The organism is Pseudomonas versuta (assembly GCF_001294575.1).
Taxonomy (GTDB): domain Bacteria; phylum Pseudomonadota; class Gammaproteobacteria; order Pseudomonadales; family Pseudomonadaceae; genus Aquipseudomonas; species Aquipseudomonas versuta.
Map to the genome: position 1 here is coordinate 3,364,538 of NZ_CP012676.1, position 23,402 is coordinate 3,387,939.

The window sequence follows — 23,402 nt, forward strand, 5'->3', positions numbered from 1 at the left end:
ACCCCTGACCGTCAACGGTATTGGAGGAAGACGTTGTCTCGCCCAAACTGGTCACGCAACGCTTGAATCAAGCTGTCAGCCGGATCAATTCTCCAGGTCTCGCCAAACTGCAGCGTCGCCTTGGCGCCCACACCGGTGTATTCCATAGTGATCGGGCACGCCCCGCGGTGTTTCTTGAACAAATCGCCCAGCCAGCGCAGTTGATCACCTTTAAGCGCGGACTGTGCAACTTTCAGACGCAGGCTCTCGGCCAGGCTGGTGCGGGCATCTTCCATGCTCATCACCCGCTTGACCCGCAAACGCAACCCGCCGGAGAAGTCGTCATTGCTGACCTCACCTTCGACCACCACCATGGCATCGGTCTGCAACAGCGACTGTGCCGAATGGAACGCCTCGGCAAACAGCGATGCTTCAATCCGCCCCGACCGGTCGTCGAGGGTGATGAAGCCCATCTTGTCGCCTTTTTTGTTCTTCATGACCCGCAACGCGATGATCATGCCGGCGACGGTCTGGGTATCCCGGGCCGGCTTGAGATCAATGATGCGCTGACGGGCAAAACGGCGAATTTCACCTTCATACTCGTCAATCGGGTGACCTGTCAGGTACAGGCCCAGAGTATCTTTCTCGCCTTTGAGGCGCTCTTTAAGCGTCAGTTCTTTCGCTTTGCGATGATTGGCGTAGACATCGGCATCCGCCTCGACGAACAGGCCGCCAAACAGGTCGGCATGCCCGCTGTCGTGGGTGCGCGCGGTTTGTTCCGCAGCCTTGATCGCCTCTTCCATTGCAGCCAGCAATACTGCGCGGTTCTGGTCGATACTCGCCTGCCAGGCCTTGGGTTCATCATGGAAAAACGGCCCGAGACGGTCCAGCGCTCCGCTACGAATCAGACCATCGAGCGTTCGTTTGTTAATACGCTTGAGGTCGACCCGGGCGCAGAAATCGAACAAATCGGTGAACGGGCCGTCCTGGCGAGCTTCGGTGATAGCCTCTACCGGCCCCTCGCCTACGCCCTTGATGGCGCCCAGCCCGTAAATGATCCGGCCCTCGTCATTAACCGTGAACTTGAACTCCGAAGCATTCACATCCGGCGCGTCGAGACGCAGCTTCATGGTGCGAATTTCTTCGATCAAGGTCACGACCTTGTCGGTGTTGTGCATATCCGCCGACAGTACCGCAGCCATGAACGGTGCCGGGTAATGGGTTTTCAGCCATGCCGTCTGGTACGACACAAGGCCGTAGGCAGCAGAGTGGGATTTGTTAAAGCCATAACCGGCAAATTTCTCTACCAGGTCAAAAATGTTACCGGCAAGGTCGCCATCAATATTGTTGTTGGCACAACCTTCGATAAAGCCGCCGCGCTGCTTGGCCATTTCTTCGGGCTTTTTCTTACCCATGGCCCGACGCAGCATGTCAGCGCCGCCGAGGGTATAACCAGCCATGACCTGGGCAATCTGCATCACCTGTTCCTGATACAGGATGATGCCGTAGGTCGGGGCCAATACCGGCTTGAGGCCTTCGTACTGGTAGTCCGAATGCGGATACGCCAGTTCGGCGCGACCGTGTTTACGGTTGATAAAGTCATCAACCATGCCTGACTGCAGCGGCCCCGGACGGAACAGGGCCACCAATGCAATCAAGTCTTCCAGGCAGTCGGGCTTGAGCTTTTTGATCAGCTCTTTCATGCCGCGCGACTCAAGCTGGAAGACCGCCGTGGTTTCAGCTTTCTGCAGCAGTTGATACGTCGGCTTGTCGTCCAGCGGGATGAAGGCGATATCCAGGGGTGGTTCATCCACCTTGGCGCGATCACGGTTGATGGTTTTCAGCGCCCAGTCGATGACCGTCAGGGTCCGCAGCCCCAGGAAGTCGAACTTCACCAGACCGGCAGACTCAACGTCGTCCTTGTCGAACTGGGTTACCAGGCCACCGCCCTCTTCGTCGCAATAAATCGGCGAAAAGTCGGTAAGTTTGGTCGGCGCGATGACCACACCACCCGCGTGCTTGCCGACGTTACGGACTACGCCCTCAAGCTTGCGGGCCATGTCCCAGATTTCAGCGGCTTCTTCATCGACCTTGATAAAGTCACGCAGGATTTCTTCCTGCTCATAAGCTTTTTCCAGGGTCATGCCGACTTCGAACGGAATCATCTTCGACAGTCGATCGGCCAAGCCGTAGGACTTGCCCTGCACCCGCGCCACGTCACGGATTACCGCCTTGGCAGCCATCGAACCAAAGGTAATGATCTGGCTTACTGCGTTGCGGCCATATTTTTCGGCCACATACTCAATGACCCGGTCCCGACCGTCCATGCAGAAGTCGACGTCGAAGTCGGGCATCGATACCCGTTCCGGGTTAAGGAATCGCTCGAACAGCAGGTCGTATTCCAGCGGATCAAGGTCTGTGATCTTCTGTACATAAGCCACCAGCGAGCCGGCACCCGACCCTCGACCCGGCCCCACGGGCACGCCATTGCTTTTAGCCCACTGGATAAAGTCCATTACGATCAGGAAGTAGCCGGGAAACCCCATCTGGATGATGATATCCAGCTCGAAATTCAGCCGGTCAACATAAACCTGGCGCCGGGCGTCGTAATCTTCGGTGGTGTCTTTGGGCAACAGAACGCTGAGGCGATCTTCCAGACCGTCAAAGGACACCTTGCGGAAGTACTCATCGATGGTCATGCCATCGGGAATCGGGAAGTTGGGCAAAAAGTGTTTGCCCAGCTTCACTTCGATGTTGCAGCGCTTGGCGATTTCTACCGAGTTGGCCAGTGCTTCGGGCAAGTCACTGAACAGCTCGGCCATTTCTTCGGCGCTTTTCAGATATTGCTGATCGCTGTAGTTCTTGGAGCGGCGCGGGTCATCCAGCGCCCGGCCTTCACCGATGCATACACGGGTTTCGTGAGCTTCGAAGTCCTCTTGCTTGAGGAAACGCACATCGTTGGTCGCCACCAGCGGCGCGCCGACTGTTTCAGCCAGCGCCACTGCCGCGTGCAAGTGCTCTTCGTCATTGGGGCGTTTGGTGCGTTGAACCTCGAGATAGAACCGGTCCGGGAATACGGTCATCCATTCGCGGGCCAGAACCTCGGCCTCTTCAGTGTTGCCACTGATCAGCGCGATGCCAATTTCACCCTCTTTGGCTGACGAGAGCATGATCAGGCCTTCTGCAGCTTCGGCCACCCACTCGCGCTCAATGATGACCTGGCCGTTACGCTGGCCATCAATGAAGCCCCGGGAGATCAACTCGGTCAGATTGCGATAGCCGACGCCGTTCATCGCCAGAAGACTGAGACGGCTCACCGGGTTCTCCGGATCCTTGTTCGACAGCCACAGGTCAGCGCCACAAATCGGCTTGATCCCGCCGCCCATGGCCGCTTTATAGAATTTGACCAACGAACACATGTTGTTCTGATCCGTCACCGCTACGGCAGGCATGTTCATGCCGGCCAGGGTTTTGATCAGCGGTTTGATCCGCACCAGGCCATCGACCAGGGAGTATTCAGTGTGCAGGCGCAGGTGAACGAATGAAGCCGGCATGGTGATCCTGTCTATAAGCTTTGAGAAACAACAAGGCCCGGATTGTACCGGGCCTTGGCAAAAACATCAGCCTTGGGGCTAAATCTCGAGTGCCTCGCGGGCTTCCCATGCCCGACGCACCGGGCCAAACGAACGCCGATGAATCGGTGTAGGCCCAAGGCGCTCGAGCGCCTCAAGGTGTACCGCAGTCGGGTACCCTTTGTGCCCGCCGATGCCGTAGCCGGGATAGATCAGCTCAAAGGCTGCCATCTCGCGGTCACGACTGACCTTGGCCAGAATCGATGCCGCTGCAATCGCTGGCACCTTGCTGTCGCCTTTAACCACTGCCTCAGCGGGCATCGCCAGCTTGGGGCAACGGTTGCCATCGATCATGGCCAGCTTGGGCGTAATACTCAGACCTTCGACAGCACGCTGCATGGCCAGCATGGTGGCGTGCAAAATGTTCAGCTCGTCGATTTCCTCAACTTCAGCCCGGGCAATGCACCAGCTCAGGGCTTTTTCGCAGATTTCGTCGTAGAGTTTTTCGCGACGTGCTTCGGTGAGCTTTTTCGAATCGTTGAGCCCTGCAATAGGGCGCGCAGGGTCGAGAATAACCGCGGCTGTCACTACCGCGCCGCACAACGGGCCGCGGCCCACCTCATCGACTCCGGCCACAAGGTCTTCGGCCAGATCGACCAGATTGAAATCCAGTCCGATTTGCATGGTTACTTTACTCATTTTGATTGCGCAATCAGATCCAGCACCGCTTTGGCGGCCTGATTGGAAGCGTCGAGACGCAATGTGCGGTGAATCTCGTCAAAGCCCCGGGTTTGTTCTTCGCCACCGTCCAGCAAGGGCAACAGCGTTTGCGCCAATGCCTCTGGAGTCGCCGCATCCTGCAACAACTCAGGCACCAACATCCGTTGAGCCAGCAAGTTGGGCAATGACACGTAAGGGCTTTTAACCAGACGCTTGAGTATCCAGTAAGTCAGCCGTGCGAGGCGATAAGCCACCACCATCGGACGCTTGTACAACAGCGCTTCCAGGGTAGCCGTGCCGGATGCGATCAATACTGCATCACAGGCCGCCAGAGCCAAATGCGAGCGCCCATCGAGCAGGGTCAACGGCAAGTCGCGACCTGTCATCAACTGTTCAATTTGCTCGCGACGTGCCGCATTGGCGCAAGGCAAGACAAACCGTACATCAGGTCGTGCTTGGCGAATTTTTTGCGCAGCATCCAGGAACAAACCACCCAGCTTGCCCACTTCGCCACCGCGGCTGCCCGGCATTAACGCGACCAACGGCCCATCAGGCAAGCCCAACTCGGCTCGTGCAGCGGCTTTGTCTGCCTCAAGTGGAATCGTGTCTGCCAGGGAATGCCCGACGAAACGCACAGGCACGCCGTGCTCTTCATAGAACCTGGCTTCAAAAGGCAGCAACGTGAGCATCAAATCGCAGCCTTCGCGAATTTTAAGCACGCGTTTCTGGCGCCACGCCCACACGGAGGGGCTAACGTAATGCACGGTCTTGATCCCGGCACGACGTAATTGAAGCTCGATATTGAGAGTGAAATCAGGCGCATCGATGCCGATAAAGACGTCGGGGTTTTCTGCGATCAGGGTCTGAACCAGCAGCTTGCGGCGCTTGAGCAACTCGCGCAAACGACCCAGCACTTCCACCAGCCCCATTACCGACAAGCGCTCCATCGGGAAGTAAGAGGTCATACCCTCAGCTTCCATCAATGGACCACCAACACCGATAAACTCGATATCAGAATGGTGGGCCTTGAGCGCCCGCATTAATCCCGAGCCCAGAATGTCGCCCGAAGCCTCACCCGCCACCAGCGCGATACGCAATCTGGCCATGACTAGCGCGTAATGCCGCGAGTGGAGGATTGAATCGACTCGACAAACATTGCGACTTCCGGAAATTGCAGTGCGGGCTCAGCCAGTTCGGCAAGAGCCTGGTCTACGGTCAAACCCTGGCGGTAGACCACTTTGTAAGCGCGACGCAATGCATGAATGGCATCTTCACTGAAACCACGACGGCGCATGCCTTCGAAATTCATGCTGCGCGCTTGCGCGGGGCTGCCGAATACAGTCACAAACGCAGGAACATCCTTGCCAATCGCAGTGCCCATGCCTGAAAAGCTGTGCGCACCGATATGGCAGAACTGATGAACCAGAGTAAAACCTGAAAGGATTGCCCAATCACCCATATGTACATGGCCCGCCAATGCAGCGTTATTGACCAGAATGCAGTGATTGCCGATGACGCTGTCATGGCCGATGTGGGCATATGCCATGACCAGGTTGTGATCACCCAGGGTCGTTTCAGCACGATCCTGAATGGTCCCGCGATGAATGGTGACCCCTTCACGAATAACGTTGTGGTCACCGATCACCAGGCGGGTTTCTTCGCCTTTGTACTTCAGATCAGGTGTGTCCTCGCCTACCGAAGAAAACTGGTAGATGCGATTGTGTTTACCGATCCTGGTTGGGCCCTTGAGAATCACATGCGGCCCAATCACTGTCCCCTCGCCGATTTCCACACCTGCGCCGATGATCGACCATGGGCCGACCTCGACGTCGTCGGCCAGAATGGCCGTCGGATCGATGATTGCGCGAGGGTCAATCAAACTCATAGTTTGCGTTCCGCACAGATAATTTCAGCAGAGCACACTGGCTTGCCATCAACCGATGCCTGGCACTCGAATTTCCAGATCTGACGCTTGCAGCTCAGAAACTTGGCTTCAAGGATCAACTGGTCACCCGGGGTGACCGGTTGACGGAAGCGCAGCTTGTCGGAGCCCACGAAATAGTAAAGCGTGCCGTCGGCAGGCTTCAGGTCGAGCATTTTGAAACCCAGAATGCCAGCAGCCTGAGCCATCGCCTCAATGATCAAAACGCCGGGCATGATAGGGTGCGCCGGGAAGTGACCGTTGAAGAAAGGTTCATTGATGCTGACATTCTTGTAGGCACGAATGCGCTTGTTCTCGATATCCAGATCCACCACCCGGTCCACCAGCAGGAACGGGTAACGGTGGGGCAGATATTCGCGAATCTCGTTGATGTCCATCATTTCGTGGGGAAGCCTGTAATAAAGATTGGGCGCGCGCGACTAAGGCGCGCTCCTCTAGCAAATCAAGGAAGCAAACCAGTGGCTATGCACACTTGATATGGAAAATGTATTAGCCCTCTGAAGAAGCTTTACCGCTTGGGGTCACTTCTCCAACGTGCTTTTCCAGATGTTTGAGCCGTCTGGCGATATCGTCCAGCTGACGGATACGTGCCGCACTCTTGCGCCATTCGGCCGCCGGTTGCATGGCGGTACCAGAAGAGTAGGCGCCGGGCTTGGTAATCGAGTGAGTCACCATCGTCATACCAGTCAAGAACACGTTGTCACAAATTTCAATGTGCCCTACTAGACCGACACCACCCGCCAACATGCAGTGTTTGCCGATTTTAGTGCTACCGGAGATGCCCACGCAGGCAGCCATCGCCGTATGGTCACCGACCTGAACGTTGTGCGCGATCTGTATCTGGTTATCCAGCTTGACGCCATTACCGAGCACCGTATCAGCCAGAGCACCGCGGTCGACGGCAGTGTTGACGCCAATTTCGACATCATCACCGATGGTTACACCACCAATCTGCGCGATCTTTTGCCAGATACCCTTCTCGTTGGCGAAACCAAAGCCTTCACCGCCCAGGACAGCACCCGACTGAATCACTACTCGCTTACCGATGCGTACGTCGTGATAAAGCGTTACCCGCGGAGCCAGCCAGCCGCCCTCACCGATTTCACAACGTGCCCCGATAAAGCACTGAGGACCGACCGTGACACCAGCAGCAATACGTACACCACTCTCAATCACTGCAAAAGCGCCAATGCTGGCCAGCGGATCAATCAAGGCATCAGCAGCAATGACTGCAGACGGATGAATGCCGGGAGCCGCCTTGGGCTTGGGGTCGAATAAGTGGGAAACGCGGGCGTACGCCAGATAAGGATCAGGCACCAATAACGCATCACCGACATAATCCTCAGCATCGGCCGGCTTGAGCAGTACAGCTCCAGCATGGCAGTCGACAAGGAATTTTCGGTACTGGGGATTGGCCAGAAAGCTCAACTGAGCTGGGCCAGCCTCTTGTAAAGTGGCTAGCCCAGTAATTTCTTTCTCCGCGTTGCCACGCAAGGTGGCACCGAGGAACTCGGCCAATTGGCCGAGCTTTATAGTCGCAGTCATAATTACTTCAGCTGATTCATGCGCTCGATAACCTGGCGAGTGATGTCGTACTGAGGTTTGACATCAATTACAGCACCACGCTCGAACACCAGGTCAAAGTTGCCTTTCTTGATGACTTCTTCAACAGCGCTATCCAGTTTTGGCTTCAGCTGCTTCAGCATTTCACGGTCAGCAACTGCTTTGGCTTCGTTCAGCTCCTTGGACTGGAACTGGAAGTCGCGGGCCTTTTGCTTGAATTCAAGCTCCAGACGCTCACGCTCGCCCTGCTGCATTTTATCGCCGCCTTTTACCAGACGATCCTGAATACCCTTGGCGCTGCTTTCCAGGCTTTTGAGCTTGGTCAGTTGCGGGCCAAATTTCTTCTCGGCATCCACGGCATAACGCTTGGCCGCGTCGGATTCAAGCAACGCCATCTGATAGTTCAGTACGGCAATTTTCATGTCGGCAAAGGCCGGACCAGCTACCAGAAGCGAAGCCAGGAGAACCAATTGAGTCAACTTACGCACGATGCACCCCTAAAAAAACTGTTGTCTGTATCTAAAGTCAGGCTTTTAGAAAGTCTGGCCGAGGGAGAACTGGAAAACCTGAGTATCGGCGTTATCCGGTTTCTTGACCGGCATCGCCAAGCTGAAGCTTAGCGGGCCCAGTGCAGTCACCCAGGTCACACCGACACCGACAGAGCTGGCCAAATTGCTAAAGCCGATATCGCAATCCTTGGTCTCGCCCTTGCAGTTGGTGTCGAACACGTTACCCACATCCCAGAACACGGAGGTCCGCAGGGAACGCTGATCTTTGACGAACGGCATAGGGAACAGAACTTCGACGCCACCCTGGATCAGCACGTTACCACCGAATGGTAGCGGATCCTGATCCGGGTCAGCGATAGTGCCCACGTTACCGGTCTTATCAAAACCACGGCTTGGGGTACTGCGAGGACCCAAGGCGCTGTCCTTGAAGCCACGTACCGAGTTGAAACCACCGGCGTAATAGTTCTCGTAGAACGGCAGACCTTCGGTCGAACCGTAACCGTCGCCATAGCCCAGCTCTGTGTGCAGACGCATGGTGTAGGTGTCGGTCAACGGCTGGAACAACTGGGCGCGATAGTCCAGTTTGTAGAACTGCAGGTCGCTGCCAGGAATGGTCGTCTCAAACACCAGGCTCTGCGAGCTGCCGCGTGTAGGCAGTACACCCTTGTTCAGAGTCGACTCGGACCAGCCTACGGACGCCTTGAAGTTGAGGTACTTGTCGCCTTCACGGTTTACGAAGTCAAAGATCTCGTCAACGGTGTACTGACCTGTACTGATTTCATCCTGCTGCACGGTCAGACCGTAGGTCAGACGCGATGTATCGCTGATCGGATAGCCCATGCTGACGCCTGCACCCAGGCTGTCCACGGAGTAGTTGGCTACGTCAACGTCCAGCTCTTTGTAGTCAGTGGTGCGATAGAAAACGTTGTAGCCCAGGCTTACACCGTCCGCAGTCCAGTACGGGTCAACGTAGCTGAAGTTGTAGCGGCTCTGGTATTCGCTGCGGGTCAGGCCAATGCTGACCTTGTTACCCGTACCCAGGAAGTTGTTCTGCGTGATCGAGCCACCCAGAATCAAACCTGCGCTCTGGGCAAAACCGACGCTGGCGGTGATCGAACCCGAAGCCTGCTCTTCTACGGCGTAGTTCACGTCAACCTGGTCGTCAGTGCCTGGCACTGCCGGAGTTTCAACGTTCACTTCCTTGAAGAAGCCCAGGCGCTCAAGGCGGACCTTGGACTGGTCAATCAGGTAAGTCGACGCCCAGCCACCTTCCATCTGACGCATTTCGCGACGCAGAACCACGTCTTCAGACTTGGTGTTGCCGCGGTAATTGATGCGGTTCACGTAAGCACGCTTGCCCGGATCAACCACAAACGTGATGGCCACAGTGTGGTCTTCAGGATTTGGCTGAGGCACACCGTTTACGTTTGCGAAGGTGTAGCCCTCGTTACCCAGACGACGCGTAATCAGCTCGGAGGTAGTGGTCATCAGCTTGCGCGAGAACACCTGACCCGGCTGGACCAGCAACAGCGACTTGATCTGATCTTCAGGAACCTTGAGGTCACCGCTCAGTTTCACTTCGCCGACGTTGTATTTTTCGCCTTCATTCACGTTGACGGTGATGTAGACGTTCTTTTTGTCAGGGGTGATCGATACCTGGGTCGAAGCGATATCCATATTGATATAGCCACGATCGAGGTAATAAGAGCGCAGACGCTCAAGGTCACCCGACAGTTTTTCACGCGCATACTTGTCGTCATTCTTGAAGAACGACAGCCAGTTGGTGGTTTTCAGTTCGAAGAGATCAACAAGATCTTCTTCCGGAAAGACGGTGTTGCCCACCACGTTGATGTGCTGGATAGCAGCAACCGTGCCTTCATTGATGTTGACCTTCAGGGCAACCCGGTTACGCGGCTCAGGCACCACTTCGGTGTCTACCGTCGCCGAGTAGCGGCCTTGGGCAACATATTGGCGTTGAAGCTCGTTGCGTACACCTTCAAGGGTTGCACGCTGGAAGATTTCACCTTCGGCCAGCCCCGACTGTTTGAGTCCCTTCATCAGGTCATCAGTGGAGATCGCCTTGTTACCGTCGATCGTGATGCTGGAGACGGAAGGACGTTCGACAACCGTGATGACAAGCACATTGCCATCACGACCCAGTTGGATATCCTGAAAGAACCCGGTTTTGAACAACGCACGAGTGGATTCCACCAAACGGCGGTCATCCGCTACTTCACCCACGTTCAGAGGCAACGCGCCAAACACACTACCGGCGGAAACCCGCTGCAGCCCGTTGACACGGATATCAGAGATAGTGAAGGACTCGGCGTGAACTTCGGCGATCATCAGTACGGCGAGAACCGCAGTTAGCAGCAGACGTTTCATGAAGTCCTTTCTTATTCCAACTGGCAATAAACAAACTGCCGCAAAATGCGGCAGATTCGCAATTCAGCGAAGTGTTTACAGACGTCCCAGATCGTTGACCAAGGCTAACAACATCACCCCGACCACCAAACTGATACCGATCTGCATCCCCCAACCCTGCACCCGATCCGACAAGGGACGACCACGCGCCCACTCAATCAGATAAAACAATAAATGCCCCCCATCCAGTACAGGGATGGGCAACAAGTTCAGAACCCCAAGGCTAATACTCAGATAAGCCAGGAAATTCAGGAAATCCGCGACACCCGACTGGGCAGAAGCGCCCGCCACTTTAGCAATGGTTATCGGTCCACTCAAGTTTTTTACCGAGAGCTCACCGAACAACATTTTCTTCAGTGAGTCGAGGGTCAATACACTCATGGTCCACGTGCGCTTTGCACTCTCCCCGATTGCGGCGAGCGGGCCGTAGCTGACCTCGCGAATCATCTCCGGTGGCAAATCGACACCTTTGACCCCGGCCCCCAGATAACCTGTTGCAGCCTTGCCCTCACCGCGAGCTGCCAGGGTAACTGGAACATCAAGCGCAACCCCGTCGCGCTCGACATGCACCACAACACGGGCATCTGGCCGGACACGAACCCAATCCACCACTTGCTGCCAGTCGTTGATGGCCTGATCGTTAATCGCCAATAGCTTGTCACCGGTTTTAAGTCCGGCAGCCTGTGCCGGGCCTTTCGGGTCAAGCTCTGCCAGAACCGCTGGCAACTCGGGGCGCCATGGGCGAATACCCAGTGACTTGATCGGGTCCGGCTCGTCAGAGGCCTTGAGCCAGTCATGCAGGATCAACTGATGCGAGGTCTCTACGTCCGAGCCCGGGCCGCGCACCGCGATCTGAATGGAACCACTTTCACCCAGGCGACGGACCAGTTGCAGATTTACGTTCGACCAGCCGACTGTTGGCTCACCATCTATGGAAACGATTTCCTGGCCAGCCACCAAACCTGCCCGGGCTGCCAGGCTGGCGCTTTCTACGGCACCAATGACAGGACGCACCTGCTGGCTGCCCATCATTGCCAGCACCCAGAAAAACGCCATCGCCAGCAAGAAGTTGGCAATTGGCCCGGCAGCAACAATGGCTATGCGCTGACCAACGGTCTTGCGATTGAAGGATTGATCCAGCTGATCGACCGGAACCTCGGCCTCGCGCTCGTCGAGCATTTTTACGTAGCCACCCAGAGGAATGGCTGCGATGACAAATTCGGTGCCCTGACGATCATGCCAGCGCAGCAAAGGCGTACCAAACCCCACGGAGAAGCGCAGAACTTTGACGCCGCAACGGCGCGCCACCCAAAAGTGACCGAATTCATGAAAAGTGACCAGCACACCCAATGCCACCAGGGTGCCAACAATCATATAAAGCGCACTCATCTCGTTTCTCCGCGATCCTGTCCGGTTCCGGCAAGCACCACTTGTCAGCCGTTACGTTTCAACCACTGTTCTGCCCGCATCCGCGCCTTGGTGTCAGCGTCAAAGACTGCTTCCAGCTCGCTTACGGCAACCACCGGCTCACTGTTCAAAACATCTTCAATGATACGGGCGATCTGCGGGTAACGGATTCGGCCATCAAGAAAGGCCGCAACCGCTATTTCGTTTGCCGCGTTCAGCATGGCTGGGGCACTGTTGCCCGCCATGGCTGCTTCACGGGCCAGACGCAAGCAAGGGAAACGCTGCTCATCCGGGCGTTGAAAGTCAAGACGCGCAACCGCAAACAGATCCAGCGGTGCGACACCCGAATCAATACGCTCCGGCCAGGCCAAAGCATTTGAGATCGGGGTGCGCATATCCGGGTTACCCAGCTGAGCGAGCACCGAACCATCCACATAATCAACCAGTGAGTGGATCACGCTCTGCGGATGGATGACCACCTCAACCTGATCCGGCCTGGCATCAAACAGCCAGCAGGCCTCAATCAACTCCAGCCCCTTGTTCATCATGCTGGCCGAGTCTACGGAAATCTTGCGCCCCATCGACCAGTTGGGATGAGCGCAAGCCTGATCCGGGGTAACGTGCTCCAGGTCTGCCAGCGGCGTTTGACGGAAAGGCCCGCCAGACGCGGTCAACAGAATCCGACGAACACCAACGGCACCCAGGCCACGCGCAAAATCCTGCGGCAAGCATTGGAAAATGGCGTTATGCTCGCTATCTATGGGCAACAACACCGAACCACTGCGACGCACAGCCTGCATAAACAGGTCGCCCGTCATCACCAGCGCTTCTTTATTCGCCAACAGGATTTTCTTGCCCGCATTCACGGCCGCCAGGGTCGGGCGCAGGCCCGCGGCACCGACAATCGCGGCCATGACCGAGTCAACCTCAGGCGCCGATGCGATCAGGCACAAGCCCTCCTCACCCACCAACACTTCGGTATCGAGCCCTGCAGAACGCAAGCCAGCCAGCAACTGGCTGGCTGCACGTTCATCCGGCACCACTGCCACCTTCGGCCTGTGCACGACACACAACGCCAGCAGTTCGGCGAGACGGCTGTAACCGCTCAGCCCGAACACCTGATAGCGATCAGGGTGACGGGCAACAACATCCAGAGTACTCAGGCCAATGGAACCCGTAGCCCCCAGAACAGTAATCTGTTGTGGACGACTCATGACGCCGCCATCCACAGCAATACAGCAAATACAGGGATCGCCGCAGTCAGACTGTCAATGCGATCCAGAACACCGCCATGACCAGGCAGCAGGTTACTGCTGTCCTTGATCCCGGACTGGCGCTTGAACATGCTTTCCGTGAGGTCACCCACCACCGAAATCAATACGATCACGGCTGCACCGACCAGCGCGGCAAACATCTCGGACGCACTCCAGCCGCGCACCACACCGACCACAGCAGTGATCAACAAGCTCAGCAACAAGCCGCCAAACACACCTTCCCAGCTTTTGCCCGGGCTGACTTTGGGTGCGAGCTTGCGCTTGCCGAATTTACGACCCGAGAAGTAAGCACCGATATCCGCGCCCCACACCAGAACCATCACTGCCATGATCAGCCAGTTACCCAGCGCCATTGCTTTGATCAGCACCAGACCCTGCCAGGCCGGCAGCAGGATCAACAGACCGATTACCAGCTTGGTCGCCGTTGTTGACCAATGCACCGACGATTGCGGAAAGGTCAGTACCAGATAAGTTGCCACCGCCCACCACAAGACCGAAGCACCCAGCACCCACGGTGCCAGATCAGGGAATAGATGCAGGCCAAACAGCAGCAGGGCCACGACCAAGGCAAAGGCCACTCGCGCCGGCTGGGCTTCAAAGCCCGCCAAACGCGCCCATTCCCAGGCCCCGAGGGTTACAACCAGGCCAATGAACAGCGCGAAGCCGGCCCCCTCAAGCAGGAAAAAACCGCACAAGGCAATTGGCAGCAAGATAAGAGCAGTAATGATTCGTTGTTTAAGCATTAAACCCGGGCTCCAGCCTCAACCTGCTCGCTCGTTTTACCGAAACGTCGCTGGCGAGAAGCGAAATCAGCCAATGCATGACGCATGGCTTCGTGTTTGAAGTCCGGCCAGAACAGGTCGGAGAAGTACAACTCGGAATAGGCCAGCTGCCACAGCAAAAAATTGCTGATGCGATGCTCGCCACCGGTGCGGATACACAGATCCGGCAAAGGCAAATCACCCGTTACCAGGCAGGTTTGCAACAAGGCCGGAGTGATCTCTTCTGGCTGCAATTGCCCCGCCTGAACCTGACGAGCCAGTTGCTGCGCAGCCTGTGCGATGTCCCACTGACCACCATAGTTGGCAGCAATCTGCAGCACAAAGCGATCGGAGCCCACGGTCATTTCTTCCGCTTCACGCATCGCCTTCTGTAGATCGGGATGAAAGCGTGAGCGGTCGCCAATGATCCGCAGACTGATGTTGTTTTCATTGAGGCGCTTGGCCTCACGACGCAGTGCCCTGAAGAACAAATCCATCAAGGCACTGACTTCAGCTGCCGGGCGCTGCCAGTTTTCACTAGAAAACGCGAACAGCGTAAGCACCTCGACCTTGGCCTTGGCACATACTTCAATCACTGCACGAACTGCGTCCACTCCCGCTTTATGCCCGGCAACACCCGGCAAAAAGCGTTTTTTCGCCCAGCGATTATTACCATCCATGATGATCGCGACGTGTCGCGGCACCGATGAAGGTTCAGCCTGCTTGGTCTTTTCCATAAAACGCCCAGACCCTTATACGGCCATCAGGTCCGCTTCTTTCTGCTTGGTGGCGGTTTCGATATCAGCTACTGCCTTGTCGGTCAGCTTCTGAATATCATCAGCGGCACGACGCTCTTCGTCTTCGCTGATTTCCTTTTCCTTGACCAGATCTTTCAACTGGCTCAGGGCATCGCGACGAATGTTACGCACGGCGATGCGGGCATCTTCAGCCGCGTCACGCGCCTGCTTGGCGAACACCTTGCGGGTTTCTTCAGTCAGGGCAGGCATGGAGATCAGCAGCAATTCGCCCAGGTTGGTCGGATTGAGGTTCAGACCCGCGCTCTGGATTGCCTTGTCTACCGCGCCAAGCATATTGCGCTCGAACGCGACAACTTGCAGGGTACGGGAGTCTTTAACGGTGATGTTCGCTACCTGGCTGATCGGAGTATCCGAACCGTAGTAAGGCACCATCACGCTGCCCAGGATGCTCGGGTGCGCCTTGCCGGTACGAATCTGGCCAAATGCGTGGGACAGAGACTCCAGCGATTTCTGCATGCGCGTTTGAGCGTCTTTTTTGATTTCGTTGATCATTGTTGACCTTCCTCGATCAGAGTGCCTTCAGCGCCGCCGTGGACAATATTAAGCAGGGCGCCGGGCTTGTTCATGTTAAATACACGCAATGGCATTTTGTGGTCGCGGCACAGGCAGATAGCCGTCAGGTCCATTACACCCAGCTTGCGATCCAGCACTTCATCATAAGTCAGATGATCGAACTTCTCGGCATGCGGGTCTTTGAATGGATCTGCGGTATACACGCCGTCAACCTTGGTTGCCTTGAGCACCACATCAGCGTCAATTTCAATGGCACGCAAGCAAGCAGCCGAATCCGTCGTAAAGAACGGGTTACCGGTACCTGCTGCAAAAATCACCACGTCCTTGGCGTTCAGGTGGCGCATGGCCTTGCGACGATCGTAATGATCAGTCACGCCCACCATGGAAATGGCCGACATTACGATGGCGGAGATATTCGCACGTTCCAGCGCGTCGCGCATGGCCAGGGCGTTCATCACGGTTGCCAGCATGCCCATATGGTCGCCTGTAACCCGATCCATACCTGCAGCACTCAGCGCAGCGCCACGGAACAGGTTGCCACCACCAATCACCAACCCTACCTGAACACCGATACCGACCAGTTGGCCGACTTCCAGTGCCATGCGGTCGAGTACCTTGGGGTCGATCCCGAACTCTTCAGAGCCCATCAGGGCTTCGCCGCTTAGCTTGAGTAGAATGCGTTTATAGCGAGCTTGATAACCACTGCCCTGCTGAGCCATTGCGAATCTCTCCTGCCGCGTTTTATAAAAAATCTGTGCGAGGCTGTTTACAGCCCGCGCTTACTCTAGCTTGGCACTGCACAGCAGCACCATCGGAACACTAATTTGTAAACCGGTTCCGCCGGGAAGGGAAAATACCTACCCATTTGAAAAGAGGCTGCGCGCGTGAGCGGGCAGCCTCTTCGGGTCGACAGTTTAGAACCGTCTTATTGCTTGCTTGCAGCCACTTGTGCAGCAACTTCAGCAGCGAAGTCATCAACTGGCTTCTCGATGCCGTCGCCTACTTTGAAGTAGGTGAAGGAAACGATTTCAGCGCCGGCTTTCTTGGCCAGTTCGCCGACCTTGATTTCCGGGTTCTTAACGAAAGCTTGTTCAACCAGGCTGGCTTCAGCCAGGAACTTGCTGATACGACCGGCAACCATTTTTTCAACGATTTCTGCTGGCTTGCCTTTGATCTTGTCTTCGTTGAGGCTCATGAACACGGCTTTTTCGCGTTCGATAGCGTCAGCGGAAACTTGCGACGGCAGCAGGAACTCAGGGTTGCTTGCAGCTACGTGCATGGCGATGTCACGTGCCAGCTCGGCGTTGCCGCCTTTGAGTGCAACCACAACACCGATTTTGTTGCCGTGCAGGTAAGCATCAACAACGTCACCTTCGATGCGGGCCAGGCGACGGATGTTTACGTTCTCGCCTACTTTACCAACCAGAACCAGACGATCAGCTTCTTGCGAAGCGATCAGCGGAGCTGCGTCGGTCAGCTTGTCAGCGAAAGCTTTTTCTACGCTGTCAGCAACGAATTTTTTGAAGTCGTCTTGCAGAGCCAGGAAGTCGGTTTGCGAGTTAACTTCAAGAATAACGGCAGATTTGCCATCTTCAGCAACTTTAACTGCGATAGCGCCTTCAGCAGCAACGTTGCCTGCTTTTTTGGCAGCCTTGATGGCGCCCGAAGCACGCATGTCATCAATGGCTTTTTCGATGTCGCCGCCAGCCTTGGTCAAGGCTTTCTTGCAATCCATCATGCCTTCGCCGGTACGCTCACGCAGTTCTTTAACCAACGCTGCAGTAATCTCTGCCATTTCAAAATTCCTCTTGGATAGGTTTTCAACCATTCCACCCGACCGAACGGGCGTTCAATTCGTGTGAAGCAGGCCTCGATGCAACCCTGTCAGCCACAATCTGAAACAGCAACGGCAGGGCAACTTCCAACAAATGGATTTCGAGGTGGCAAAAAGGGGGCCAAGCCCCCTTTTTGCGTACTGAGTAAACGCTAGGCGTTAATTACTCAGCCTTCAACTACCGCTGCAGCCGGAGCTTCTTCGACGAAAACGTCGGTGCCGCCAGCAACGTGGTTACGGCCTTTGATCACAGCATCAGCCATCGCACCCATGTACAGCTGGATAGCGCGGATTGCGTCATCGTTACCCGGGATGATGTAGTCAACACCTTCTGGGCTGCTGTTGGTATCGACAACGCCGATAACCGGGATACCCAACTTGTTAGCTTCGGTGATCGCGATACGCTCGTGGTCAACGTCGATAACGAACAGTGCGTCAGGCAGACCGCCCATGTCCTTGATACCACCCAGGCTACGATCCAGCTTTTCCAGATCGCGAGTGCGCATCAGCGCCTCTTTCTTGGTCAGCTTGGCGAAAGTACCGTCTTCTGCCTGGATTTCAAGGTCACGCAGACGCTTGATGGAAGCACGGATGGTTTTGAAGTTGGTGAGCATGCCGCCCAACCAGCGGTGATCGACGTACGGCGAACCGCAACGGGTTGCTTCTTCAGCAACGATCTTGCCAGCGGAACGCTTGGTGCCGACGAACAGAATCTTGTTTTTGCCCTGGGCCAGACGCTCTACGAAAGTCAGAGCTTCGTTGAACATTGGCAGGGTTTTTTCAAGGTTGATGATGTGGATCTTGTTACGCGCGCCAAAGATGTACTTACCCATCTTCGGGTTCCAGTAACGGGTTTGGTGACCGAAGTGCACACCGGCCTTCAGCATATCGCGCATGTTGACTTGGGACATGGTAGTTCCTTAATAAGTCGGGTTAGGCCTCCACGTATCCCAACGACCAACCAGCAGCTTCGAGCTGAAGGCACCCAGGTCATCGTGTCGATACGTGTGTGGGTTTGTGCTTAGCGGGCTATACCCGGAAAGCGGCGCATTTTATACCACAAGATGCGCAAAAAACGAAACACGGATTCAGACTTTCTTCCTCGCCCTTTTTGCACAGGGTCCGCAATAGAGCCAGAATGCCCCATTCTATTAAGAGAAGCGATGGCGAGAGGCTCATGATTATCGCCGACCGTCTGTTAGAATCGCATTTTTATGGCGGTGTGCAGCACCACAGCCCCCCCCGAAATCCTGATGATGAGCGCCAACGCGCGAAGAGAGCCCGAATGACCGTCACCCTCAAAACTCCCGAGGACATCGCAAAAATGCGTATCGCCGGCAAACTGGCCGCCGAAGTCCTGGAAATGATCGCCGAACACGTCAAGCCCGGCGTTACCACCGAAGAGCTGGACCGCATCTGCCATGACTACATCGTCAATGTGCAGCAGGCCATCCCCGCGCCGCTCAACTACAAAGGCTTCCCGAAGTCCATCTGCACCTCGATCAACCACGTGGTGTGCCATGGCATCCCGGGCGACAAGGTCCTGAAAGACGGCGACACCCTGAATATCGACGTCACTGTGATCAAGGACGGCTACCACGGCGACACCAGCCGCATGTTCCACGTCGGCAAAGTGCCGGTCTGGGCCGAGCGCCTGTCGCAGGTGACCCAGGAATGCATGTACAAGGCCATCGAAATCGTCAAGCCGGGTTGCCGCCTGGGCGACATCGGCGAAGTCATCCAGAAGCACGCTGAAAAGAACGGCTTCTCGGTCGTACGCGAATTCTGCGGCCACGGCATTGGCAAGGTGTTCCACGAAGAGCCGCAAATCCTGCACTACGGTCGCGCTGGCACCGGTATGGAACTGAAAGCAGGCATGACCTTCACCATCGAGCCGATGATCAACCAGGGCAAAGCCGATACCAAAGTCCTGGGCGATGGCTGGACCGCCATCACCAAGGACCGCAAGCTGTCTGCACAGTGGGAACACACCCTGCTGGTGACCGAGACGGGCTACGAGATCTTCACCCTGCGCAGCGATGACACCATCCCTCGCGTCTCGGCCTGACACCTCAAGACATCTATATAGATTCTCCCTATATAAAAGCTATACAGCGATAGGAAAGCCAATCGATGCCGCAGGTGGATCCCGAACTTTTTGACCGCGGCCAGTTCCAGGCCGAACTGGCATTGAAGGCAAGCCCCATTGCCGCTTTCAAAAAGGCGATCCGCCAGGCACGAGAGGTCCTGGACGAGCGCTTTCGCAATGGCCGTGATATTCGACGCCTGATCGAAGATCGCGCCTGGTTCGTCGACAATATCCTGCAACAGGCGTGGGAACAGTTCAGCTGGAGCGACCAGGCCGATATCGCCCTGGTGGCCGTCGGCGGTTATGGCCGCGGCGAACTGCACCCCTACTCCGACATCGACCTGTTGATTCTGCTCGACAACGCCGATCACGAAATTTTCCGCGACTCCATCGAACGCTTTCTGACGCTGCTCTGGGACATCGGTCTCGAAGTAGGCCAGAGCGTGCGCTCAGTGGACGAGTGCGCCGAGCAGGCCCGCGCCGACCTGACCATCATCACCAACCTGATGGAAAGCCGCACAGTGGCCGGCCCCGAGCGCTTGCGCCAGCGCATGCTCGACGTCACCAGCACCGAACACATGTGGCCCAGCAAAGACTTCTTTCTGGCCAAGCGGGCCGAGCAAAAAGCCCGCCACCACAAATACAACGATACCGAATACAACCTGGAACCCAACGTCAAGGGCTCGCCCGGGGGCCTGCGCGACATCCAGACCATTCTGTGGGTGGCCCGCCGCCAGTACGGAACCCTCAACCTGCGCGCCCTGGCAGGCGAAGGCTTTCTGGTCGAAAGCGAGCACGCCCTGCTGGCCTCCTCGCAAGAGTTCCTGTGGAAAGTGCGCTATGCCCTGCACATGCTGGCCGGGCGCTCTGAAGATCGCCTTTTGTTTGATCACCAGCGCAGCATCGCCGAACTGCTCGGCTTTACTGGCGCGGATACCAAACAAATCATCGAAAACTTCATGCAGCAGTACTACCGGGTGGTCATGAGCATCGCCCAGCTCAGCGACCTGATCATCCAGCACTTCGAAGAAGTGATTCTGGCCCCCGAAGATGCTGCGCCGCCCACCCCGCTGAACTCGCGCTTCCAGTTGCATGACGGCTACATCGAGGCCACCAGCGACCATGTGTTCAAACGCACGCCGTTTGCCATGCTCGAAATCTTCCTGCTGATGGCCCAGCACCCCGAGATCAAAGGCGTGCGCGCCGACACCATTCGTCTGCTGCGCGAACATCGCTATCTGATCGACGACGATTTCCGCAAGGACATCCGCAACACCAGCCTGTTTATCGAGCTGTTCAAGTGCAAGATCGGCATTCATCGCAACCTGCGCCGAATGAACCGCTACGGCATCCTCGGACGCTACCTCCCCGAATTCGGCTTTATCGTCGGGCAAATGCAGCACGACCTGTTCCACATCTATACCGTCGATGCGCACACCCTGAACCTGATCAAACATCTGCGTAAATTGCAGTACACCCAGGTGTCAGAGAAATTCCCGCTGGCCAGCAAGTTGATGGCCAAGCTGCCCAAGCCCGAGCTGATTTACCTGGCCGGGCTCTATCACGACATTGGCAAAGGCCGGCATGGCGACCACTCCGAGATTGGCGCGGTCGATGCCGAAGCGTTCTGCATCCGCCACCAGCTGCCGCAGTGGGATACACGCCTGATTGTGTGGCTGGTGCAAAACCACCTGGTGATGTCGACTACCGCCCAGCGCAAGGACCTGTCCGACCCGCAGGTCATCCATGACTTTGCCCAGATCGTGGTCGACGAGACCCATCTCGACTACTTGTATGTGCTGACCGTGGCCGATATCAACGCCACCAACCCGACACTCTGGAATTCATGGCGCGCCAGCCTGTTGCGCCAGCTCTACACCGAAACCAAGCGGGCCCTGCGCCGCGGCCTGGAAAATCCGGTGGATCGCGAAGAGCAGATCCGCCAGACCCAAAGCGCCGCACTGGACATACTGGTGCGCAACGGCAACGACCAGGATGACGTGGAACAACTCTGGTCACAGCTGGGCGACGACTACTTCCTGCGCCATACCTCGGCGGATGTGGCCCTGCACACTGAAGCCATCCTGCAACAACCGGCAGATGGCGGCCCGCTGGTACTGATCAAGGAAACCACCCAGCGCGAATTCGAAGGCGGCACCCAGATATTCATCTATGCGCCCGACCAGCATGACTTCTTCGCCGTAACCGTAGCGGCGATGGACCAGCTCAACCTGAACATTCATGACGCGCGCATCATCACGTCCAGCAGCCAGTTCACCCTCGACACCTACATCGTGCTCGACAATGATGGCGACACGATCGGCAACAACCCGGCGCGCATCGAAAAAATTCGCAAAGGGCTGACCGAAGCCCTGCGCAACCCCGACGACTACCCCAACATCATCCAGCGTCGGGTACCGCGCCAGCTCAAGCACTTTGCATTCGCGCCCCAGGTAACAATTCACAACGACGCGCAACGCCCGGTGACCGTACTGGAACTCAGCGCTCCCGACCGTCCGGGCCTGCTGGCCCGCATCGGGATGATCTTCCTGGAGTTCGACCTGTCGCTGCAGAACGCCAAGATTGCCACCCTGGGCGAGCGCGTCGAAGACGTATTTTTCATCACTGACGAAAACAATCAGCCACTGTCCGACCCGCAGCTGTGCATGCGCTTGCAGGAAGCCATCGTTGAACAGCTGACCGTCAACAAAGACTCAACCCCTGAACCGTGGCGCCTGAGCATTTAAGCGCCGCCGAGCGAGACCCGCATCCAATGAACAACGCTCTAAACCAGCTGCAGCCTTATCCGTTCGAAAAACTGCGCGCCCTGCTTGGCAGCGTGCAGCCCAACGCCGACAAACGCCCGATTGCGTTGTCGATTGGCGAACCCAAACACCGCTCGCCGGACTTTGTGGCCAAGGCACTGGCCGACAACCTGGACCAGATGGCTGTCTACCCCACTACCCTGGGCATCCCTGCCCTGCGCGAAGCCATTGCCGGCTGGGCCGAGCGACGTTTCAACGTGCCAGCAGGCTGGCTCGACCCAGCGCGCAACATCCTGCCGGTCAACGGTACCCGTGAAGCGCTGTTTGCCTTCACCCAGACCGTGGTCAACCGTGGCGACGACGCGCTGGTGATCAGCCCGAACCCGTTCTACCAGATCTACGAAGGTGCAGCGTTCCTTGCCGGTGCCAAGCCGCACTACCTGCCGTGCCTGGCAGAGCATGGCTTCAACCCGGACTTCGACGCTGTATCGGCCCAAACCTGGGATAACTGCCAGATCCTGTTCCTGTGCTCGCCGGGCAACCCGACAGGCGCACTGATCCCGCTCGACACCCTGAAAAAGCTGATCGCCCTGGCCGACAAACATGACTTCGTGATCGCCGCGGACGAGTGCTACAGCGAGCTGTACTTCGACGAGCAAACGCCGCCTGTGGGCCTGCTCAGTGCCTGCGTGGATCTGGGTCGCGAAGACTTCAAGCGCTGCGTGGTCTTCCACAGCCTGTCCAAACGCTCCAACCTGCCGGGCCTGCGTTCGGGTTTCGTGGCCGGGGATGCCGAGATTCTCAAGGCGTTTTTGCTGTACCGCACCTACCACGGCTGCGCCATGCCGGTTCAAACCCAGCTGGCCAGCATTGCGGCCTGGAATGACGAAGCCCACGTGCGCACCAACCGCGACCTGTATCGCGAAAAATTCGATGCCGTGCTGGAAATCCTGAGCCCGGTACTCGACGTACAGCGCCCGGATGGCGGCTTCTACCTGTGGCCCAAGGTTAAAGGCGATGATGCAGCGTTCTGCCGCGACCTGTTCGCCGAGGAACACGTCACGGTGGTACCGGGCTCGTACCTGTCCCGCGAAGTCGACGGCTTCAACCCCGGTGCCGGCCGTGTGCGCATGGCGCTGGTGGCCCCACTGGCTGAGTGCGTAGAAGCCGCAGAGCGGATTCGCGAATTCATCCTGCGCCGCAAATAACCCCCAAACCTGTAGGAGAGAGCT

At 56.7% G+C, this 23,402-nt stretch carries 19 protein-coding genes; 3 read left to right on the plus strand and 16 right to left on the minus strand.

What is annotated here, in order from left to right; all coding sequences use genetic code 11:
- Positions 1-11 precede the first annotated feature (11 nt).
- From dnaE to rpsB, 16 genes are all read right to left on the minus strand, one after another.
- A complete protein-coding gene (dnaE, locus tag AOC04_RS15090) occupies positions 12-3,533 on the minus strand; it encodes a DNA polymerase III subunit alpha (protein ID WP_060694726.1) in 3,522 nt (1,173 codons plus the stop codon).
- Between the two features lie 78 nt (positions 3,534-3,611).
- On the minus strand, positions 3,612-4,235 hold the full coding sequence (gene rnhB / locus AOC04_RS15095) for a ribonuclease HII (RefSeq protein ID WP_060694729.1): 624 nt from the start codon (positions 4,233-4,235) through the stop codon (positions 3,612-3,614).
- Between the two features lie 11 nt (positions 4,236-4,246).
- Positions 4,247-5,377, minus strand: coding sequence for a lipid-A-disaccharide synthase (gene lpxB, locus AOC04_RS15100; RefSeq protein WP_060694731.1), 1,131 nt, complete (start codon positions 5,375-5,377; stop codon positions 4,247-4,249).
- A gap of 2 nt (positions 5,378-5,379) precedes the next feature.
- Positions 5,380-6,156, minus strand: a complete 777-nt coding sequence (lpxA, locus tag AOC04_RS15105) for an acyl-ACP--UDP-N-acetylglucosamine O-acyltransferase (protein ID WP_060694733.1) — start codon at positions 6,154-6,156, stop codon at positions 5,380-5,382.
- Positions 6,153-6,593: a 3-hydroxyacyl-ACP dehydratase FabZ gene (fabZ, locus tag AOC04_RS15110; protein ID WP_003440450.1), complete on the minus strand. Its 441-nt coding sequence runs from the start codon at positions 6,591-6,593 to the stop codon at positions 6,153-6,155. Before fabZ ends, lpxA begins: the two co-directional genes overlap by 4 nt.
- A 109-nt stretch (positions 6,594-6,702) precedes the next feature.
- On the minus strand, positions 6,703-7,758 hold the full coding sequence (lpxD, locus tag AOC04_RS15115; RefSeq protein ID WP_060694735.1) for a UDP-3-O-(3-hydroxymyristoyl)glucosamine N-acyltransferase: 1,056 nt from the start codon (positions 7,756-7,758) through the stop codon (positions 6,703-6,705).
- Between the two features lie 2 nt (positions 7,759-7,760).
- Positions 7,761-8,264 (minus strand): OmpH family outer membrane protein, encoded by a 504-nt coding sequence (locus AOC04_RS15120; RefSeq protein ID WP_060694737.1) that lies wholly within the window; start codon positions 8,262-8,264, stop codon positions 7,761-7,763.
- A 45-nt stretch (positions 8,265-8,309) separates the two neighbouring features.
- Positions 8,310-10,670 carry an outer membrane protein assembly factor BamA gene (bamA, locus tag AOC04_RS15125; protein WP_060694738.1) on the minus strand — a complete coding sequence of 787 codons (2,361 nt, stop codon included), beginning with the start codon at positions 10,668-10,670 and terminating at the stop codon, positions 8,310-8,312.
- A 75-nt stretch (positions 10,671-10,745) separates the two neighbouring features.
- Entirely contained in the window at positions 10,746-12,098 is a 1,353-nt protein-coding gene (gene rseP / locus AOC04_RS15130; protein WP_060694740.1) for a sigma E protease regulator RseP, read from the minus strand.
- A gap of 44 nt (positions 12,099-12,142) precedes the next feature.
- On the minus strand, positions 12,143-13,330 hold the full coding sequence (ispC, locus tag AOC04_RS15135) for a 1-deoxy-D-xylulose-5-phosphate reductoisomerase (RefSeq protein ID WP_060694742.1): 1,188 nt from the start codon (positions 13,328-13,330) through the stop codon (positions 12,143-12,145).
- A complete protein-coding gene (locus tag AOC04_RS15140) occupies positions 13,327-14,133 on the minus strand; it encodes a phosphatidate cytidylyltransferase (RefSeq protein ID WP_060694744.1) in 807 nt (268 codons plus the stop codon). The genes ispC and AOC04_RS15140 overlap by 4 nt, the downstream gene beginning before the upstream one ends.
- Positions 14,133-14,888, minus strand: coding sequence for a polyprenyl diphosphate synthase (gene uppS, locus AOC04_RS15145; RefSeq protein WP_060694746.1), 756 nt, complete (start codon positions 14,886-14,888; stop codon positions 14,133-14,135). Before uppS ends, AOC04_RS15140 begins: the two co-directional genes overlap by 1 nt.
- A 15-nt stretch (positions 14,889-14,903) precedes the next feature.
- On the minus strand, positions 14,904-15,461 hold the full coding sequence (frr, locus tag AOC04_RS15150; protein WP_003440428.1) for a ribosome recycling factor: 558 nt from the start codon (positions 15,459-15,461) through the stop codon (positions 14,904-14,906).
- On the minus strand, positions 15,458-16,201 hold the full coding sequence (gene pyrH / locus AOC04_RS15155; RefSeq protein ID WP_003440426.1) for a UMP kinase: 744 nt from the start codon (positions 16,199-16,201) through the stop codon (positions 15,458-15,460). Before pyrH ends, frr begins: the two co-directional genes overlap by 4 nt.
- A 206-nt stretch (positions 16,202-16,407) precedes the next feature.
- A complete protein-coding gene (tsf, locus tag AOC04_RS15160; RefSeq protein ID WP_060694748.1) occupies positions 16,408-17,277 on the minus strand; it encodes a translation elongation factor Ts in 870 nt (289 codons plus the stop codon).
- A 206-nt stretch (positions 17,278-17,483) separates the two neighbouring features.
- Positions 17,484-18,227 carry a 30S ribosomal protein S2 gene (rpsB, locus tag AOC04_RS15165; protein WP_003440422.1) on the minus strand — a complete coding sequence of 248 codons (744 nt, stop codon included), beginning with the start codon at positions 18,225-18,227 and terminating at the stop codon, positions 17,484-17,486.
- Between the two features lie 374 nt (positions 18,228-18,601).
- Between rpsB and map the strand changes: the two genes are divergently transcribed.
- The 3 genes from map (at position 18,602) to dapC (ending at position 23,378) form a co-directional block, all read left to right on the plus strand.
- Positions 18,602-19,384, plus strand: a complete 783-nt coding sequence (map, locus tag AOC04_RS15170) for a type I methionyl aminopeptidase (RefSeq protein ID WP_003440417.1) — start codon at positions 18,602-18,604, stop codon at positions 19,382-19,384.
- Positions 19,385-19,449: 65 nt separating this feature from the next.
- A complete protein-coding gene (locus tag AOC04_RS15175) occupies positions 19,450-22,152 on the plus strand; it encodes a [protein-PII] uridylyltransferase (RefSeq protein WP_060694750.1) in 2,703 nt (900 codons plus the stop codon).
- Between the two features lie 26 nt (positions 22,153-22,178).
- Positions 22,179-23,378: a succinyldiaminopimelate transaminase gene (gene dapC, locus AOC04_RS15180; protein ID WP_060694752.1), complete on the plus strand. Its 1,200-nt coding sequence runs from the start codon at positions 22,179-22,181 to the stop codon at positions 23,376-23,378.
- Positions 23,379-23,402: the final 24 nt, after the last annotated feature.